General features: G+C 63.9%; 12 protein-coding genes and 1 pseudogene. 4 read left to right on the forward strand and 9 right to left on the reverse strand.

Annotated features, from left to right (window positions below; genetic code table 11):
• Positions 1 to 97: 97 nt before the first annotated feature.
• A pseudogene (locus ABE546_RS08710) lies at positions 98 to 420 on the reverse strand (DUF6122 family protein).
• Positions 421 to 514: 94 nt separating this feature from the next.
• Positions 515 to 2,404: an arginine decarboxylase gene (gene speA, locus ABE546_RS08715; protein WP_346463316.1), complete on the reverse strand. Its 1,890-nt coding sequence runs from the start codon at positions 2,402 to 2,404 to the stop codon at positions 515 to 517.
• A 191-nt stretch (positions 2,405 to 2,595) separates the two neighbouring features.
• On the opposite strand from speA, the gene speE reads away from it, so the two are divergent.
• Complete coding sequence (gene speE, locus ABE546_RS08720) at positions 2,596 to 3,450, forward strand: polyamine aminopropyltransferase (protein WP_346463318.1); 855 nt, start codon at positions 2,596 to 2,598, stop codon at positions 3,448 to 3,450.
• Between the two features lie 137 nt (positions 3,451 to 3,587).
• On the opposite strand, the gene ABE546_RS08725 is transcribed toward speE, so the two are convergent.
• Positions 3,588 to 4,493, reverse strand: coding sequence for an aspartyl/asparaginyl beta-hydroxylase domain-containing protein (locus tag ABE546_RS08725; RefSeq protein WP_346463319.1), 906 nt, complete (start codon positions 4,491 to 4,493; stop codon positions 3,588 to 3,590).
• Positions 4,494 to 4,968: 475 nt separating this feature from the next.
• Here ABE546_RS08725 and ABE546_RS08730 point away from each other — a divergent pair, with 475 nt between their 5' ends.
• The gene (locus ABE546_RS08730) at positions 4,969 to 5,622 is read left to right on the forward strand and encodes an RIO1 family regulatory kinase/ATPase (RefSeq protein WP_070426140.1); all 654 of its coding nucleotides are present in this window, start codon (positions 4,969 to 4,971) and stop codon (positions 5,620 to 5,622) included.
• A 39-nt stretch (positions 5,623 to 5,661) separates the two neighbouring features.
• On the opposite strand, the gene ABE546_RS08735 is transcribed toward ABE546_RS08730, so the two are convergent.
• Positions 5,662 to 6,000, reverse strand: a complete 339-nt coding sequence (locus tag ABE546_RS08735) for a P-II family nitrogen regulator (protein ID WP_070472404.1) — start codon at positions 5,998 to 6,000, stop codon at positions 5,662 to 5,664.
• Between the two features lie 126 nt (positions 6,001 to 6,126).
• On the opposite strand from ABE546_RS08735, the gene ABE546_RS08740 reads away from it, so the two are divergent.
• Positions 6,127 to 6,390: an accessory factor UbiK family protein gene (locus tag ABE546_RS08740; protein WP_019185256.1), complete on the forward strand. Its 264-nt coding sequence runs from the start codon at positions 6,127 to 6,129 to the stop codon at positions 6,388 to 6,390.
• Between the two features lie 22 nt (positions 6,391 to 6,412).
• On the opposite strand, the gene yidA is transcribed toward ABE546_RS08740, so the two are convergent.
• Positions 6,413 to 7,252, reverse strand: a complete 840-nt coding sequence (gene yidA, locus ABE546_RS08745; RefSeq protein WP_346463321.1) for a sugar-phosphatase — start codon at positions 7,250 to 7,252, stop codon at positions 6,413 to 6,415.
• Positions 7,253 to 7,411: 159 nt separating this feature from the next.
• Between yidA and ABE546_RS08750 the strand changes: the two genes are divergently transcribed.
• The gene (locus ABE546_RS08750; RefSeq protein ID WP_346463323.1) at positions 7,412 to 8,914 is read left to right on the forward strand and encodes a YifB family Mg chelatase-like AAA ATPase; all 1,503 of its coding nucleotides are present in this window, start codon (positions 7,412 to 7,414) and stop codon (positions 8,912 to 8,914) included.
• A gap of 96 nt (positions 8,915 to 9,010) precedes the next feature.
• On the opposite strand, the gene ABE546_RS08755 is transcribed toward ABE546_RS08750, so the two are convergent.
• From ABE546_RS08755 to ABE546_RS08770, 4 genes are read right to left on the reverse strand one after another with little or no spacing between them, the layout of a single operon-like run.
• Positions 9,011 to 9,706 (reverse strand): ABC transporter ATP-binding protein, encoded by a 696-nt coding sequence (locus tag ABE546_RS08755; protein ID WP_346463325.1) that lies wholly within the window; start codon positions 9,704 to 9,706, stop codon positions 9,011 to 9,013.
• Between the two features lie 50 nt (positions 9,707 to 9,756).
• Positions 9,757 to 10,971, reverse strand: a complete 1,215-nt coding sequence (locus tag ABE546_RS08760; RefSeq protein ID WP_346463327.1) for an FtsX-like permease family protein — start codon at positions 10,969 to 10,971, stop codon at positions 9,757 to 9,759.
• Between the two features lie 11 nt (positions 10,972 to 10,982).
• The gene (locus ABE546_RS08765) at positions 10,983 to 12,302 is read right to left on the reverse strand and encodes an ABC transporter permease (RefSeq protein WP_346463441.1); all 1,320 of its coding nucleotides are present in this window, start codon (positions 12,300 to 12,302) and stop codon (positions 10,983 to 10,985) included.
• A complete protein-coding gene (locus tag ABE546_RS08770; RefSeq protein ID WP_346463329.1) occupies positions 12,302 to 13,963 on the reverse strand; it encodes an ABC transporter ATP-binding protein in 1,662 nt (553 codons plus the stop codon). The genes ABE546_RS08765 and ABE546_RS08770 overlap by 1 nt, the downstream gene beginning before the upstream one ends.
• Between the last annotated feature and the right edge of the window lie 12 nt (positions 13,964 to 13,975).

The raw sequence follows: 13,975 nt of genomic DNA on the forward strand, positions 1-13,975 counted from the left end.
TGAGCCGACTGTTGTTCGGCTGTTTTTCGCGAGCCCCCTAACGCGTCCAGGTTTGCGTCAGCCGACCAACGGTCGGCTCTACCGGGGGACCGGTGGTTCAACGGGTCTGGTGCATCCACCAGCAATCAATGGCATCCAGCACGATGTGGATCATCAGCCCGATCCCGAACAGGCGCGTCTTCTTCGGTACACACAGCCCCGCATACACCGCGATCGCCGGTGCAGTGTGCAGCGGATGGAAACCGATGCTGCAGCGGTTAGGGGCGTAGATCGGGTCGGCCAGCAGATGGTCCAGATCGATGATCCAGCCCAGCAGCATCAGCACCCAGGCGGACATGAAACGCTTGCGCCAGAACATCCACGCCAGCAGCGCCGGCACGGCCGCAGCAGGAACAGATGAAAGATCGCGCGGGCGCTCATGGGGTTTCCAGGTGCCTTGGGGGGGCCGCCAGGCAGTGCCCGACGCTACGGACGGCCGGGTGAGGCCCGAAGGCCATCACCCGTCGCCACCGGTTTACGCCAGGGGCTCGTCGGACAGGTAGGTGTAGCCGGTCAGACCCGCTTCCAATGCCTCGGACAGCTCCTGCGCGCGCTCCGGCGACAGCTTCGCCGCCGCCACGCGTTCGGCATAGCTGGCACGCAGGTCGGCCAGGCTGTAGCCCACGTAATCCAGCATCACATCGGTGGTGTCGCCGCGGCGCTGCTGGGTGATCGCGTAGCCATCGGCATCGGCCAGCACTTCCACCGCATCGGTATCACCGAACAGGTTGTGGATATCGCCCAGGATTTCCTGGTACGCGCCCACCATGAAGAACGCGATGCGGTAGCTCTCGCCCGGGTTCAGCGCGTGCAGCGGCAGCGAGCTGTCCAGGCTCTCGTTCTCGACGTAGGTCTTGACCATGCCATCGGAATCGCAGGTCATGTCGGCGATGATGCCGCGGCGCTGCGGTTGTTCGTTCAGGCGCTCGATCGGCACGATCGGGAACACCTGGTCGATCGCCCACGCATCGGGAATCGACTCGAACACACTGAAGTTGACGAAATACTTGTCCACCAGGCGTTCGTTCAACTCGTCCAGCGCCGGGCGATGGCTCTTCTCGTCGTAGCTCAGGCGCGCACGCACCGCATGGGCGATGGCGTAGAACAGGTCATCGATGCGCGCACGCTGCGGCAGGTCGATCTGGCCCAGCGCATAGCTGGACAGGCCTTCGGCATGGAAGTGCTGCGCTTCCTGGAACAGCTCCACCGCCGGGCGCTCATCGAGCTCGGCGTGGATCTCACGCAGGTGGCGGATCGCCGCCGGCTCGTCGTCGTGCTGGTCCGGCACGCGGCCTTCCTGCGCCTCTTCCACCTCGGAGACGTTGGCGATCAGCACCGCGTGGTGCGCGGTCATCGCGCGGCCGCACTCGGTGACGATCCGCGGCGGGGTCAGGCCGTGTTCTTCGCAGGCATTGGCCAGCGGCTGCACGATGTTGCTGGCGTACGAATTCAGCCCGTAGTTGATCGAGCAGAAGCTGCGCGAGCGGGTGCCTTCGTAATCCACGCCCAGGCCGCCACCGACGTCCACGTGGGTGATCTTCGCGCCCAGGCGCGACAGTTCCACGAAGTAGCGGGTGGCTTCGCGCATGCCGTTGGCGATGTCGCGCACGTTGGAGATCTGCGAGCCCATGTGGAAATGCAGCAGGCTCAGGCAGTCGGCGTATTTGGTGTCGCGCAGCGACTTCCACAGGTCCAGCAGCTGGCGCGGGGACAGGCCGAACTTGGCCTTGTCGCCGCCACTGTTCTGCCACTTGCCCGCACCCAGCGACGCCAGGCGCATGCGCACGCCCAGGCCCGGCTTCACATCCAGCGCCTTGGATTCCTCCAGCACCAGCTTCAGCTCGGACGGCTTCTCGATCACGATGAAGGTCTGCAGGCCCAGCTTGCGGCCGATCAGGGCCAGGCGGATGTACTCGCGGTCCTTGTAGCCATTGCAGACGATCAGCCCGCCCGGGCGCGACAGCGCCAGCACGGCCATCAGCTCGGGCTTGCTGCCCGCTTCCAGGCCGAAACCCTCGCCGTGGTGGCTGGCCAGGGTGCCGGCCACGCCACGGTGCTGGTTGACCTTGATCGGGTACACGGCGGTGTAGCCGCCCGGGTACTCCCAGTCGGCCTGGGCCTGCGCGAACGCGGCCTGCAGCTTGCCCAGGCGCTGGCCCAGGATGTCCGGGAAGCGCACCAGCAGCGGCAGCTTGGCGCCGGCCTCGCGGGCGGCGTCCACGATCTTGGGCAAGGACACCACCGGGCCGTCCTGGCCAGTCGGTCTCACCACCATGTGTCCTGCCTGATCCACGTCGAAGTAGCCATCCGCCCAATGCGGAATCGAGTAGGTCTTGCGGGCTTGGTCGAGGGACCAATCGGTCATTTCAGTGGGCCTGGTTGGTAAAAAAGGGGGTGCATGATAACGCCTATGTGGCGACAGCTCCGTTATCATGCGCGCCCGCGCCCGTGCTCAGGCTTCAAACCTGAACGGGCAACCCGTCCGGACGTGGCTTGCGCCACGCGGCACCGCCGCCAGCCCGGCTCCAATACCCTTCCGAACAGGACTGCTACTCCATGACTGACAACAACAACTGGTACATCGAGCATTTCGAGCGCACCGGCTCGGCCATCGGCTACCGCCTGACCGGCAAGCTGGATGAAGTGCAGTCGCCGTTCCAGAAGATCGAGATCTTCGCGACCACCGACTGGGGCAACCTGATGACCATCGATGGCGCCATCATGTTGACCAGCAAGGACAACTTCTTCTATCACGAGATGATCAGCCACCCGGTGCTGTTCACCCATGCCGCGCCCAAGCGCGTGGTGATCATCGGCGGTGGCGACTGCGGCACCCTGCGCGAAGTGCTCAAGCACCCGGGCGTGGAGAGCGTGACCCAGTGCGATATCGACGAGCAGGTCACCGTGATGGCCCGCAAGCACTTCCCGGAGCTGTGCGATTCCAACGACGACCCGCGCGCCGAGCTGATGTTCGATGACGGCGTGGCCTACATGGCCAACTGCCCGGCCGGCAGCGTGGACGTGGTGATCGTGGACTCCACCGACCCGGTGGGCCCGGGCGAAGGCCTGTTCAACAAGGCGTTCTACGAGAGCTGCTTCAAGGCGCTCAAGGACGACGGCATCCTGGTGCAGCAGTCCGAATCGCCGCTGATGCAGCTGGACCTGATCAACGAAATGCGCACCGAGATGGGCAAGGCCGGCTTTGGTTCGTTCAAGACCCTGCCGTTCCCGCAGCCGTGCTACCCGACCGGCTGGTGGAGCGTGACCCTGGCCCGCAAGGGCGAGAGCAGCTTCGACTTCCGCCAGGCCGATTCGGCTGGCAAGTCGTTCGACACGCTGTACTACACCGCCGCGCTGCACACCGGCGTGCTGGTGACGCCGCCGTTCGTGGCGGCGGCCCTGAAGGGCTGACCGGAGGCGTGCCGACCCACGGTCGGCACCTACCGGGATGTGATGCGGCAACAAAAAACCCGCGCTGGCGACAGCGCGGGTTTTTTGCGTTTCCGGTAGTGCCGGCCGCTGGCCGGCAACCCCCTGAACCCCTGGCCTCAGATCGCCCAGATCCCGGCAATCACCGCCAGCACCAGGCCCCACTTGATCACCTGGTAGGCCACCACGCTGCGCTCGCGCAGCGCCTTGGCCTTCAGCCGCACCTTGTACACGCCGCCAAACGCCTTGTTGACCCCACCGGTGGGGTCGCCCGGCAGGTTCGGCGAGGCGCCACCGGCCAGCAGCGTGGACGCCACCGCGCGGTTGAACAGGCCCGGCAGGCCGAAGCGCAGCGGGCGGGCGATGTCGCAGAACAGGATCACCCGGTCGTCGGGCGTCTCGTTGTGCGCGTGGTGGATGTAGGTCTCATCGAACATCATCCACTCGCCATCGCGCCAGCTCTTCTTGATGCCATCCACCACGATGTAGCAGCCATCGTCGTTGGGCGTGGTCAGGCCCAGGTGCAGGCGCAGCGAGCCGGCGAACGGGTCGCGGTGCGGGCGCAGTTCGCTGCCCGAGGGCAGCTGGGCGAACATTGCCGCGCGCACGTCCGGCAGCGATTCCAGCAGCGCGGTGGTCTTCGGGCACAGCGTCTTGGCCGACGGGTGCGACGGGCCGTACCACTTCAGGTAGAACCGCTTCCAGCCGCGGCGGAAGAACGAATTGAAGCCGGCATCGTTGAACGTGCTGGACGCGGCGATCTTGTCCGCGTCGCGCAGGGCCAGCGCTTCGTCGCGGATCATCTGCCAGTTCTGGCGCAGCGGCTCGAGCTGCGGGAATTCCTTGCCCGGATCCAGGAACGGCGTGGTCGGTACCTTCGAGAACGCGTACATGATCACGTTGATCGGGGCCATGAAGCTGGAGTGGTCCAGCAGCTGCCGCGACCAGCGCGCACGCACTTTGCCGCGGTAATGGATGTACAGCACGCAGGCGATGAACAGCCCTGCCAGCACGATCTTGATCATCAGTCTTCCTCCGGCATGGCCGGACCCGAAATGGTGGGGGCGATGCACGGCAGTGACCGGCATCGATAGGGCGGCAGGAGGCGGGGACGTGCCGGGGAGGGGCGGCCGCCGATGTCGCGAGCAACAGCATATGGTCCGCAGCGCCTGCGTCGCGGTCAAGCACGGGCTGGGCGATGTTCAGCGCCGGGTGACCCGTGCAACCGCCTGCTGCGTTGGACGCACGGCAGCGTTGCCTGCCCCGCACTCCCCGGTGATCGCCAGCAACCCGCTGATATAGAACGAAATTATTCCAAACGATACAAGATTGTCCGCTTCAGCGTGACGAACTGTTCCACCCCGGGCTACGACATTTCTCCGACATCATCTGGATTCGTGTACTGGCCAGTACTAAAATTAACGAAATCTTTAGTTCCCACCATAAGCAGCACCGGTACGCCTGACGCATTGCGCCGACCGCCGGGTCGCACAGACCCCTATGAACACAATCGTTGCCTCGTGTGTCGATGACACCGCCCCCGCCGAGCTGCTCAAGCGCGGCGAACGCCTCCTGGAACCCGACGTCTACCGGACCTGCCTCAACGGGCAGCCGGCCGTGGTCAAGGATTACACCCGTTACCGCGGCACCCCGCTGTCGCCGATCGCGCGCCTGCTGGTCCGCCGCGAAGCGCGCATCCTGCAGCGCCTGAGTGGCTGGAAGCATGCGCCGGCCCTGCTTGGCACCATCGGTGGCCTAGCCTTGGGCATGGAATTCATTCCCGGCCAGACCCTCAGCGCGGCCCAGTCGGTCGGCATCGAGGTCTTCGAGCAGCTGCAGTACGCCCTGACCCGCCTGCATGCCGCCGGCATCACCCACAACGATCTGCATGGCACCAACGTGATGGTCAGCGGGGGCGTGCCGGTGCTGGTGGACTTCACCTCGGCCTGGCGCAGCCCGCGCTGGCTGCCGGTGCACCCGGTCTCGCGCCAGCTGCGCCGCAGCGACATGAAGAACCTGCTGAAGATGCGCCAGCGCCTGACCGGCGAGCGCCCCAGCGCCTCCGAGGCCGCCCAGGTGGCCGACCCGCGCTGGGTGGCCGGCGTACGCGTGGCCTGGAAGCGCTTCTACCGCTGGTTCAAGGGCCACGCCTGACAGCGCTTGCCCATGCGCCCATGGGCAAGCCGGCGCGCGTTACAGCGCGTCGGCGTCCAGTTCACCGGTGCGGATGCGCACCACGCTGCCCAGGTCGTACACGAACACCTTGCCGTCGCCGATCTTGCCGGTGCCGGCGGCTTTGACGATGGCTTCCACCACCTCTTCGACCTGATTGTCGACGACGGCCACCTCGATCTTCACCTTGGGCAGGAAATCGACCACGTATTCCGCCCCGCGATAGAGCTCGGTGTGGCCCTTCTGCCGCCCGAAACCCTTGACCTCGGTGACCGTGATCCCGGTGACGCCGCGCTCGGCCAGCGCTTCGCGCACGTCGTCGAGCTTGAACGGCTTGACCACCGCCATGACCATCTTCATCCGTCTGCACTCCTGTCTCTCAGGCTGCGAGGATAACGCCTGTCCGCCGGTGAACGCGATGCGCGCGGTCAGTGCCGCCGGCAGCGTGGCGGCTTATCCTTGGCGCATACCCTGCGGAGCCGCACCATGATCGACCTCAACCACCTCGATGACCTCGCCCGCCGCCTGAGCGACATGGTCCCCCCGGGCCTGCGCCAGTCGCGCGAAGAACTGCAGGCCACCTTCAAGACCGCGCTGCAGGCCGGCCTGGGCAAGCTGGACCTGGTGACCCGCGAGGAATTCGACGTGCAGCGCGCCGTGCTGCTGCGTACCCGCGAGAAGCTGGAGGCGCTGGAGAAGACGGTGGCCGAGCTGGAAGCACGTGGCGGATCGGCTGCGCCGCGCGAGTAAGCCGGGCTTGCGCTGACGCGCGTCAGGCGTCCTGCAGCACGAACCGCTCGATCGCCAACGCCACGCCGTCCTCGGCGTTGGTCGCCGTCTCGAAGCGCGCGGTCTGCTTCACCGCCGGAATCGCGTTGCCCATGGCGACGCTGGTTCCGGCGAACTGCAGCATGGTCAGGTCGTTCTCCTGGTCGCCCACGGCCATCACGTTGGCCCGGTCCACGCCGAGGTGCGCGGCCAGCTTTTCCAGGCTCGGTCCCTTGCCGGCGCGGTGATCGAATACTTCCAGGAAGAACGGCGCGCTCTTGAGCACCGCGAAGCGATCTGTCAGTTCCGACGGCAGGCGCTGGATGGCGGCATCCAGCACCTCCGGCTCATCGATCATCATCAGCTTGATGAACTGCATCGCCGGGTCCATGTCCGCCACCCGGCGATACGACAGTGGCACGTTCGACAGGTGCGAATCGGCCACGGTGTAGTGGCTGATGTCCTGGTTGGGCGTGTACATGCGCCGACCATCGAGCGCCTGGAAGTGGATACCGAGTTCGCGTGAGATCCGCTCGCAGAACACGAAGTCCTCGAAGCTCAGCGGAAACTCGACCACGCGCTGGCCGCTGCCGATGTTCTGCACCAGCGCGCCGTTGCAGGCGATGCAGTAGTCCTGCTCGCTCTGGATACCCAGCTGCTGCAGGAACGGCGCCATGCCAGACACCGGGCGACCGCTGGCCAGCACCACCTGCACGCCCTGCGCGCGGGCGCGGGCGATGGCCTGCATGACCCGGGGCGTGAGCGTGTGTGCGGGATCGAGCAGGGTCCCGTCCATGTCGATGGCGACCAGTTCGATGGGGCCGGAGCGGTGGTGCATATCCATGGTGTTCGACGGCGTGGTGCGTGGGGGCATCCAGTCTAGCGGCAGTACCGGATACGGTGGCGGTGCTTGCCTACCCCGTGGCGCGGCAAGCGCTGATGGATGGGGTTATCCATGTGCTGCCATTGTGTTCGGCATGCCGCAGACCCCGGAAACAACCGCATGAGCCTCGCGCTGGTGCACAGCCGTGCCCGCGCCGGTGTAAAAGCCCCCGCCGTGCGCATCGAGGTATTCCTTTCCGGCGGGTTGCCGCACACCCAGATCGTCGGGCTGCCCGCTGCGGCCGTGCGGGAATCGCGCGACCGCGTGCGTGCCGCGCTGATCTGCGCGCGGTTCGAGTTTCCGCAGCGGCGCATCACCATCAACCTGGCTCCCGCTGATCTGCCCAAGGAAGGGGGCCGATTCGATCTGGCGATCGCGCTCGGCATCCTCGCCGCCAGTGGCCAGATCGATGCGCAATCCCTGGACAAGTACGAATTCCTGGGCGAACTGGCCCTCACCGGCGAGCTGCGCGGTGTAGACGGTGTCCTGCCTGCCGCGATTGCGGCCGCCCGGGACGGCCGGAGCCTGATCGTGGCTGCCGCCAACAGTGAAGAGGCTGCGTTGGCCCAGCATGCCGACGTACGCATCGCCCGGACGCTGCTGGAAGTCTGCAGCGCCCTTGAAAGCGGCACGCTGCCGCCGGCTGTGGCCGCCGCCACGGTGCCGGTCAGCATTCCCGACCTGCGCGATGTGCGCGGCCAGCTGCAGGCCCGACGGGCGCTGGAAGTCGCGGCGGCCGGCGGGCACCACCTGTTGCTGCTCGGCACGCCGGGCTGCGGCAAGACGCTGCTGGCGTCGCGTCTGCCCGGCATCCTGCCCGCGGCCAGCGAGCTCGAGGCCCTGGAAGCGGCAACCATTGCCTCATGCAGCGGCCAGGGCATTGATGCGGGGCGCTGGCGGCAGCGGCCCTATAGAGCGCCGCACCATACCGCCAGCGCGGTGGCGCTGATCGGCGGCGGCTCGCATCCCAGGCCAGGCGAGATCTCACTGGCACACAACGGGGTCTTGTTCCTGGACGAACTCCCGGAGTGGAGCCGGCACGCGCTGGAGGTCATGCGCGAGCCGATCGAATCCGGGGTGGCCGTGGTCAGCCGCGCGGCAAGGACGGAGCGCTTTCCCGCGCGGTTTCAGCTGGTTGCGGCGATGAACCCCTGCCCGTGCGGCTGGGCCGGCGATCGCAGTGGCCGATGCCTCTGCAGCGAAGAGGTGATCCAGCGTTACCGGGGGCGGGTTTCCGGGCCGTTGATGGACCGCATCGACCTGCACGTCGAGGTGCCGCGGCTGGACCCGCGCGAGCTGCGCGATGACGCGCCGCTGGGCGAAGACAGCGCGAGTGTTCGCGCCCGGGTGGTGGCCGCGCGGGAGGTGCAGCTGCTGCGCAGCGGAAAGGCCAATGCCCAGCTACTGCCGTTCGAGCTGAGCGCGCATTGCCGGTTGTCGCGGGAGGATCAGCAGCTGTTGGAGGATGCTGTGGAACGGTTGCAGCTGTCGGCGCGCTCGATGCATCGCATCCTGCGAGTGGCGCGGACGTTGGCGGATCTGGGGCATCAGGAGGAGATCAAGACCGCGCATGTGGCGGAGGCGATCGGGTATCGGCAGTTGGATCGGGGTGGGGGGACGTGATGCGGCACAAGCCGGCGGAGTCCGATCCGTCAGCTTGCCGGTAGCCGGCAAAGCCGTCAGGCGGCTAAGCGGCTAAGCGGCTAAGCGGCTAAGCGGCTAAGCGACCACAAGATTCACATCGGGCCTGAATCTGTCACTGAGGGTACCGTCCACAATGTGCACGTTTCTGGTCGCCTTCAGGGCGAGATCAGGATCATGGGTGACCATGATGATCGTGGCGCCGCCAGCGTTGATCTCCTGCAGCAGCTCCATGACAGTTCCCGCCATTTCGCCGTCCAGATTGCCTGTCGGCTCATCCGCCAACAGGAGCCGCGGGCGGCCAGCCAACGCTCGCGCGATGGCTGCGCGCTGCTGCTGTCCACCAGACAGTGCTCGTGGAAAGTGATGCATTCGGGAGCCGAGGCCGACACGCTGCAGTACGCGGATGATTCTTTCAGTGCGCTCTTTCACGCCGAGTCCGCGATACCTCAAGGGCACATCGACATTGTCGTAGAGTGTCAGATCAGGGATCAGATTAAAGCCCTGGAAGATGAAACCAACCTTTTCATTCCTGATCCGACTTCGATTGCCGTCACTGAGTCTGGACACATCCCGGCCATCCAGTGTGTACGTACCCGTCGTCACATCCTCCAAAAGACCAGCAATGTTGAGCAATGTGGACTTGCCAGAGCCCGAGGGACCGGTAACAGCGAGGAACTCCCCTTCGCCTACGTGAAGGTCAACCTCCCTCAAGGCATGCGTTCGCACATGTTCGACCTGAAAGATCTTGCTCAATCCCTGCATTCTCAACATTTTCCGCCTCGCGCTTTAGGGAGACGCCTTTCAGGCGCCCTTAGATCAATTCAGAACGACCGGATCGCCTGAACAGGCGTGATCATCGATGCCTTCAGCGCCGGCGCAAGTACTGCGAACTGGCCGAGTATCCATAGCGCCGCGGCGCCAAGTGGCAAGTACATCGCGGGCAGCCGGGGCAATTCATAGAAGCGCATCAGCGCCAGATTCAGTCCGTAGGCCAGCACCAGGCCTGCGGCGACGCCGACGCTCACGATCATGAAATTTTCGATCTGGAAGTAGCGAAGCACGTCCCATCGTGTTGCTCCCAATGCGCGGCGGATCCCGATCTGCTTGCGGCGCTGCTCCACCCAGTAGCTCGCCAACCCGCCGATGCCGAGTGCAGTAGCACCGAGGAGCGCGGCGATGACGCCCGCCAGAAGTCCCATCATTACCGTTGCGTCATGGAAGAACTCTGTACGGAGCTCAGTCAACATTCGACTGGCGGATTGATCGAAGACCACATCAGGGGCGGCAGATGACACCACCCTTGCTACTTGGCCAAATACCCGCGGGAGATCGTCGGGCATTGCTCGAACGATGTAACGTCCTGCAAGGTATGGCCCAGGACTTGCTGGCACGAAGAGGGACCAATCATTTCCCAAGGCCTCGCCACCGCCGGGTTGCGAGATGATGAGATGCTCGACGACGCCGATGACAGTGAATCGCGTATCCAACGCCCACAGGCTCCGCCCCACGGCGCTCTGGCCGGGCCAATAGCGCTCCGCCAATTGTTGGGTAATCAGCACGGGCGCATTCGAAGGGACGTACTGAGCAACAGGCGTGTACTCCGCCGGCTCTGGCATCCTGCCCGCGACAAGCCTCAAGCTCAACGCCTGGAGCGCAGCGGAGTCTCCCAGGTAGAAATCCAGCACGCCACCAGGTTGCTCCAGCTCCTCGTCGGTGCTCACGCCGGCCCGGATTCCCGGCTCTCCAAAAGGCACAGCGCTTATCACCCCCACCGACTCGACACCGGGAATCGCCCTGAGGGCACTCGTCACACGGGCATTGATGTCATTGGCGTTGTCCGAGCTGAAACCAGAGAGTTGAACGACACCAAGCGCAGACTCCTGGATCCCGCTGTCCAAATTCAGTGCCCGACGTCTTTCCATAAACATGAAGATTGCATTGCAGAGCACTGCGCATGCCAGTGCAATCTCCGCTGCTATCAGAAACGTGGCCAATCGATGCTTTCGCAGGGCGGCGACGATGATTCCCACTTGCATGATGGACTCCGCTATAGCAGCTTCAATTGGGCCACTGGCTGGATCGAGCTGGCCCGGTAGGCCGGAAGGGCACCGGCCAGCAAACTGCTCACCAAAGACAGGACAAACGTAGCGATGAACATGGTGACGTCCAGGCGTATCAGGTCTGCGTATGCCACCGGCTGGGTGCGAATCGCCCATAAGGCGAACAGAGTCAGAAGCAGGCCAGCGACCCCACCAATGATGCCAATGACCCCCGCCTCCACAAGGCACTGCGTAAACACCGCTGTCCTGCTCGCTCCCAACGCCCGCCGCAGTCCAATCTCTCCGCCATGCCTCATGAACTTGGCCAGCAACAGGCCCACGACATTCGCCAGGCAGATGATGAGAAATGCGAATGACAGAACGGCCTGAACCTTCACATCACTGGGTACGACGCGATTGAAGTCCAGCCACTCCATCAGCGATGGCATACGAGTGTTCTGGTCATGCGCAATACGACCCAGGCGCTTCTGCTCGCTGGCATAGTTGGCGAGATAGCGACGGTAGTTTGCGACCTTCTCCCGACTGCCAAGCTCCACCCATACACCGACCGCCACGCACGGTGACCCCTGCAGGACGCCGCTGCGCTCTGGGGCGGCCCAGCACGTAAAGGGCTGGAAGTCCCCTTCGTTTATCTCAAGGCTCGCTGACATCGGGAGAAGGACATCATCGGCTGCGCCATAGAATCCTGAGGTCTTGCCACCAGAGAAGCGCCCCCCTCGGATTTTGTAAAACAGGGGCGCAGGGCGCCATGGCTTGAGCACGCCTATCACTTGCAGCTTCGCATCTTTGACACTGAGGGTCTGACCGACGCTGTCACGACCTCCGAACAGTTGCCGATTCAGGCGATCGGATATGACAACTACCCGGCTGCGCCGCCTATCGTCCTCCTGCGTCCACGCTCGCCCGTACTGAATCGGCACCTCGAACATCGGGAAAAAGTCCGCTGTGGTCGAGGTCGAAGACACCATCAATGGAACGGTACCGGTCAGATCTGATCGTACTTTCACCGGGCTCGACACGACCATCGTCTGCCTGTCGGCCTGGCTGGACGACCACAGATCGTGGGCAGTCCGGTAATCCAGTACGTCGTACGGCTCGCGTCCTCTGGAAGCAGGGTTCACATCGACCTGAGGGTAGAAGATGCGGGCACTCTTTCCCGGAAGTGGATCGCCCGACAGCAGGCGCATGACGGTCAGCGTAGCCATGCAGGCACCAATACCGACGGCGATCGCCAGAACCATCAATCCGGTGACGACCTTGCTTCTCGCTGCGTTGCGCAGAGCGACCTTGACGTAGTAGAAAATCATCATGAAGCATTTCCGTGGTTCGCCACTAAGGTTCTCTGCCTTCCTGACGTCGCCCGCGGTTGGTCGGGGCTGAACACACTCGGTGAGGGCTGCTCCAGCGACCCAAGGTGGTGACATTCGTCGAAGAGGTCTCGGAACCGGCTGCCGCCATGCATGATCATCACTAGGGTTCCGCCTTCGGTCCATGCCATGATCTCTCGCATCGCGACGTCCTGAGCGCTGGTATCCAGGTTTGCGAGGGGCTCATCCAGCACATAAAGATCCGCTGCTTTGCTGAGCACCATGGCCAATGCGAGCTTCTGCTGCTGCCCGGCTGACAGCTGGTCGGGATAGGCCGTTAGGATTTCCGGACAGTCCAGGCTAAAGGACTGGAGCAGGCGCTGCTCGACGTCAAGCTGTCCAACCCTCAGCGGTGGAAATGCAAGTGGCAGCGTAGCGGCACTGATCCGGGAAGGAAGCGAAACGCCCCCCTGCGTCGGGTACAGGCATCTTGCCAGAATGTTGGCAAACGTTGTCTTCCCGGATCCGTTGTCGCCCGTGATCAGAACGCGGCGCCCGGCCTTCCAGGCCACCGATACATTCCGCAGCACGTCGGCCGCGTTGTAGGAGAAGCCAACATCCATGGCGATCACGCCGTCGCTGACGTCGAAATTAGGCGTCTCGTGACCATGAAGGAATTGGGTGATCCGATGAACGGTTGCGCCATGGCTCTGGAGCTCGGCCCAGTGCTTGAAGATCGCGATCAATGTCGTCGCGGCCCGCCAGAATGAATTCATGAAGGCAATGAATGAGCCGAACGTCATCTTTCTCTGAAGGACGAACAATGCGCCAACAAAGATCGAGCAGACATCCGACAGCACCATGGTCAGGTCACTGGCACCCTGCAGGGTGCGGACGGCCTTGAATCGCTTGTAGCCGGTATCAAGCAATACGCCCATACCGTTATCGAATTCCTTGACCGTCTTGTTCACAAGCCCAAAGCCGCAAACCATCTTGATGCTTCCAACGGCCTTGGTCAGCAGACCGAGCACGTCGGCTTCATTTTCCCGCTCGGTCGATGTCAGGTGGCGGATTCTGTTGCCGACAGACAAGCTCACGACTGTCGCCACGGGAATGATGACCACCAGCACGGCAAATGCTTGCCAGGAGATGAGGATCAATGCGGAGACCAGGGCCAGCAACATGGAGATCTTCGTCGCAAGCACTCGCACCAACGCAAGCATCGGAACCAACCCATCCTTTACATCCGCTCGTATGCGCGATACGTAGTGCCCGACCCCATTGCGGAGGAAACAACGGTAGTTTTCGGTGTAGAACGCTCCAAGCAGATCCGCACTGATTCGCCTCACGATCCTGTTATCCAGGCGTTGCTGCCACAACGAGGTGGCGTAGGCGCCAGCATTCAGGGATATGCCAAGCACCAGATAGCCGAGCACCAAGATAATCACCCTTTCAACTTCGCCGCTGGACGACGCATGATCAAGAATTGCCTTGATCAGCAAGGGGTGAATCAGGCCTTCGGCAGCGCCGATCAGCACACCTGCAGCAGTCACGCCGATGTATTCACGTCGATCGCCGCCCAACAGACAAGCGAAGTCTCTCACGCTAGTCTTGGCAGTGGAGGCAGCCTGCACTCCTTGTCCTCGGGCTGCGAATTTCATTGCGCGCTCCTC

Origin of the sequence: Stenotrophomonas sp. TWI377 (assembly GCF_039674525.1) — a bacterium.
Classification (GTDB): Bacteria; Pseudomonadota; Gammaproteobacteria; order Xanthomonadales; family Xanthomonadaceae; genus Stenotrophomonas.

Coding starts and splice junctions, on each gene's coding strand:
- speA (WP_346463316.1), bottom strand. CDS start 2,404: ATGACCGATTGGTCCCTCGACCAAGCCCGCAAGACCTACTCGATTCCG.
- speE (WP_346463318.1), top strand. CDS start 2,596: ATGACTGACAACAACAACTGGTACATCGAGCATTTCGAGCGCACCGGC.
- ABE546_RS08725 (WP_346463319.1), bottom strand. CDS start 4,493: ATGATCAAGATCGTGCTGGCAGGGCTGTTCATCGCCTGCGTGCTGTAC.
- ABE546_RS08730 (WP_070426140.1), top strand. CDS start 4,969: ATGAACACAATCGTTGCCTCGTGTGTCGATGACACCGCCCCCGCCGAG.
- ABE546_RS08735 (WP_070472404.1), bottom strand. CDS start 6,000: ATGAAGATGGTCATGGCGGTGGTCAAGCCGTTCAAGCTCGACGACGTG.
- ABE546_RS08740 (WP_019185256.1), top strand. CDS start 6,127: ATGATCGACCTCAACCACCTCGATGACCTCGCCCGCCGCCTGAGCGAC.
- yidA (WP_346463321.1), bottom strand. CDS start 7,252: ATGGATATGCACCACCGCTCCGGCCCCATCGAACTGGTCGCCATCGAC.
- ABE546_RS08750 (WP_346463323.1), top strand. CDS start 7,412: ATGAGCCTCGCGCTGGTGCACAGCCGTGCCCGCGCCGGTGTAAAAGCC.
- ABE546_RS08755 (WP_346463325.1), bottom strand. CDS start 9,706: ATGTTGAGAATGCAGGGATTGAGCAAGATCTTTCAGGTCGAACATGTG.
- ABE546_RS08760 (WP_346463327.1), bottom strand. CDS start 10,971: ATGCAAGTGGGAATCATCGTCGCCGCCCTGCGAAAGCATCGATTGGCC.
- ABE546_RS08765 (WP_346463441.1), bottom strand. CDS start 12,302: ATGATTTTCTACTACGTCAAGGTCGCTCTGCGCAACGCAGCGAGAAGC.
- ABE546_RS08770 (WP_346463329.1), bottom strand. CDS start 13,963: ATGAAATTCGCAGCCCGAGGACAAGGAGTGCAGGCTGCCTCCACTGCC.